A 2,372-nucleotide genomic window follows, 5' to 3' on the forward strand; every position below is an offset into this window, starting at 1 on the left:
TCGCCAGACCGCTGCTCAATTGCTAACTCGATTGCGGCGGCGCGCCAGCGCCCCGCCGGCCGCTTCGTCTGCAGGCCGATCGGCTCGTCAAAAACGCGTTCTATGGTGACTTCTTCGGGCGATTCCCGTCTGGATCGGCGCCTAGCGAAGTCGAGTTGTGTAGATATGCTATAGATCAGCCATTTTTCGGCCGATTGGGAAAACTCTGTAAGCCTTAGAAAGGTTGGCTCCCCGTGCGGCCGCCCCCTCCAGTGATCGAGCATCGAACCACCGAAACGAGAGCTGTTCCCTCGTCGGAGGCGTAGTCTCTCAAACTGGGCCAAAAATGCGAAGGGCCGAACTCGACAGTTGTGGCCGCGCGATACCCCCGTACACCAGCGACATTGAGCATGGACGACTGAGGGAAGTTGCATGACACCCCGCGAATACCTTGAGCAGGTCGTGCGACCGAACAGGGAGCACTTCTCGAAGGACTACGCCAGTATGCGCCACGCTCACAACGCGGTGCATTCGGTGGACGCTCTAGCCGCGCACATCTTTGCCGCCGGTGGCGGAAAAGCTGCGGGCCTTGGGGATACAGACACCCACTATCGCGAGGTCTTGGCTCGAACGAAAGAGCCCTTTCGATTGCTGCGCGACGTGGCGAAAGTCGCGAAACACGTGCAGCTCGATCGTGGCAAGCCCGATGTGACTACTGCGGCTCAAATGAGCACCCGATCTTTGGGATCGGGTGAAGCTCGCTGGGAGGAGGACCGTTGGGGTAGCCCGCCACAGGCTATTGTTAACACCGATGCCGGCGAACACCGCGTGTTGGAGACGGTGGTCGAGCAGCCCCTTGCTGTCAGTTTCGTAAAACTCTGAAACCCTTGTAAATGTTGGCTCACAGGGCCGGACAAGTTCGATAAATCGAACCGAGGAATATCTATTTTTCAATCGGTTGAAGCGACCGCTTCCCCAGAGCGTGGGCCGCCTTGGTGTATCTCAAGGGGTAGAAGCAGTGTATCTCATGGTCAAGCCCTGTAGTTCTCCAGGCAGTTTTGCGAACAGGTCTTGAGCTGACTCCTTCACGGTCGCGGCAGATCACAGGCTGGAGTGCAAGGCTTGCTGCGGTCTGTTATAGGCAGAATCGATCACCGGGGATGGGGCTTGGAAGCAGATATGGATGTCAAAAAGGCAATGCAGCTGCTTGGTGTCACAGAGACCACGCCCGTGGCCGAAGTGACGAAGGTGTTCCGTAGGTTGAGCAAGAAGCATCATCCAGATGTAAGTGGCGACGGTGACTTGCAAGCGCAGTTAAACCAAGCCCACAGGCTCCTATTGGATCATCATGATAAGAAGGCAGTCATACCGACCGGTTTTCAGGAATTGGCTGAGCTTGTCACCCGCAACAACCAAGTGATGGAGCAAAGCGCGATCGTTCAACGCCGAGCAGTTGAAGTCCAAGAAGCCAAGCGCAATGCGGACGATCTGACACAAAAGATTGCTAAACGGGTTACCCGACTGCTCCAGTTGTTAAAGTATATGGCCTTTCTTGGAACGGCGGTGACTGCGGCCGTTGGTTGGTTGAGCGGCGAGGCTATGAAATTAGATGCGCAGACATTAACGCCAGAGCAATTGTATAAATACAAGATAGTAGCGATTTGTTTAGGTGCCGTAAGCGCCGTCCTGCAATTCCTTGTGGCGGATCACAATCATCGTGTTGGTGCCTACAATGAAAGTCTCGGGGATGAAGAATTTTGCATCGAGGAGCTCAACCGATTTGGCTTGTCCAAGCGAGAGTTTGTGATTCAAGACCTATCGTCGCGGCTCGCAAATCGAGCCCTTTTTTTCCGAGAGGGGCCACTTCGAATGAATGATTCCGAGGCGTTGCGGCTGACCCTGTTCAAGGCTTTGGAGTTGGGCATTTTGGAGCGACCAGCAGGTTCGAAACGCCGTTACAGGGTATCTGACGAGTATGCAGATCAGTTCCATTTCGAACGACCGGAAGTGGAACACTGAACGGTTGGCCCAAGACCAGTGAGAGTCACTCCAGATACTGCAGCGCAACCGCCAGAACTTCATGCATTCCCATGGGTTTCGTACTCCACTGTGAGCTTTTGATATCGTATTCGAAAGGATGTCCATAGTCGAAGGCTCCGAATACCAGAGCCCCGTCCTCGTCAGCGGTGATCAGGTTGTAAGGCGCCGTCCCGTTACCGTTGGTGCCGATGCGCATATAGGCGGCACCGTGAACTGAGGCGCATTCAAGTAGCCGCTTGACCAATGGCGGATAGTACGTCTGTGGGTTCTTGGGGCCAACCGTCATCAAGGTCGCGTCGGGTGCAAGAGCCATTTTTTCTCCTAGTTCTATCTATTCAACATACAGGAGGGAC

Annotated in this window: 4 protein-coding genes; 2 read left to right on the plus strand and 2 right to left on the minus strand. The window is 54.8% G+C overall.

What is annotated here, in order from left to right; all coding sequences use genetic code 11:
• The coding region (locus EN742_RS38835) for a hypothetical protein (protein WP_210214501.1) at window positions 1–263 on the minus strand (263 nt) is incomplete at its 3' end.
• Window positions 264–411: 148 nt separating this feature from the next.
• Here EN742_RS38835 and EN742_RS32035 point away from each other — a divergent pair.
• Together EN742_RS32035 and EN742_RS32040 are read left to right on the plus strand one after the other, a co-directional pair.
• Entirely contained in the window at window positions 412–861 is a 450-nt protein-coding gene (locus EN742_RS32035; RefSeq protein WP_128333729.1) for a hypothetical protein, read from the plus strand.
• Between the two features lie 297 nt (window positions 862–1,158).
• Window positions 1,159–1,998 carry a J domain-containing protein gene (locus EN742_RS32040; protein ID WP_128333730.1) on the plus strand — a complete coding sequence of 280 codons (840 nt, stop codon included), beginning with the start codon at window positions 1,159–1,161 and terminating at the stop codon, window positions 1,996–1,998.
• A gap of 25 nt (window positions 1,999–2,023) precedes the next feature.
• Here EN742_RS32040 and EN742_RS32045 read toward each other — a convergent pair whose 3' ends face one another.
• Window positions 2,024–2,332 carry a hypothetical protein gene (locus tag EN742_RS32045; protein WP_128333731.1) on the minus strand — a complete coding sequence of 103 codons (309 nt, stop codon included), beginning with the start codon at window positions 2,330–2,332 and terminating at the stop codon, window positions 2,024–2,026.
• Window positions 2,333–2,372 lie beyond the last annotated feature (40 nt).

Origin of the sequence: Mesorhizobium sp. M4A.F.Ca.ET.020.02.1.1, from assembly GCF_004022645.1 — a bacterium.
In the GTDB taxonomy this organism is placed as follows: Bacteria; Pseudomonadota; Alphaproteobacteria; order Rhizobiales; family Rhizobiaceae; genus Mesorhizobium.

Bases quoted from the DNA above. Each gene is read 5' to 3' on its own strand.
- EN742_RS32035 (WP_128333729.1), top strand. From the start codon at position 412: ATGACACCCCGCGAATACCTTGAGCAGGTCGTGCGACCGAACAGGGAG.
- EN742_RS32045 (WP_128333731.1), bottom strand. From the start codon at position 2,332: ATGGCTCTTGCACCCGACGCGACCTTGATGACGGTTGGCCCCAAGAAC.
- EN742_RS32040 (WP_128333730.1), top strand. From the start codon at position 1,159: ATGGATGTCAAAAAGGCAATGCAGCTGCTTGGTGTCACAGAGACCACG.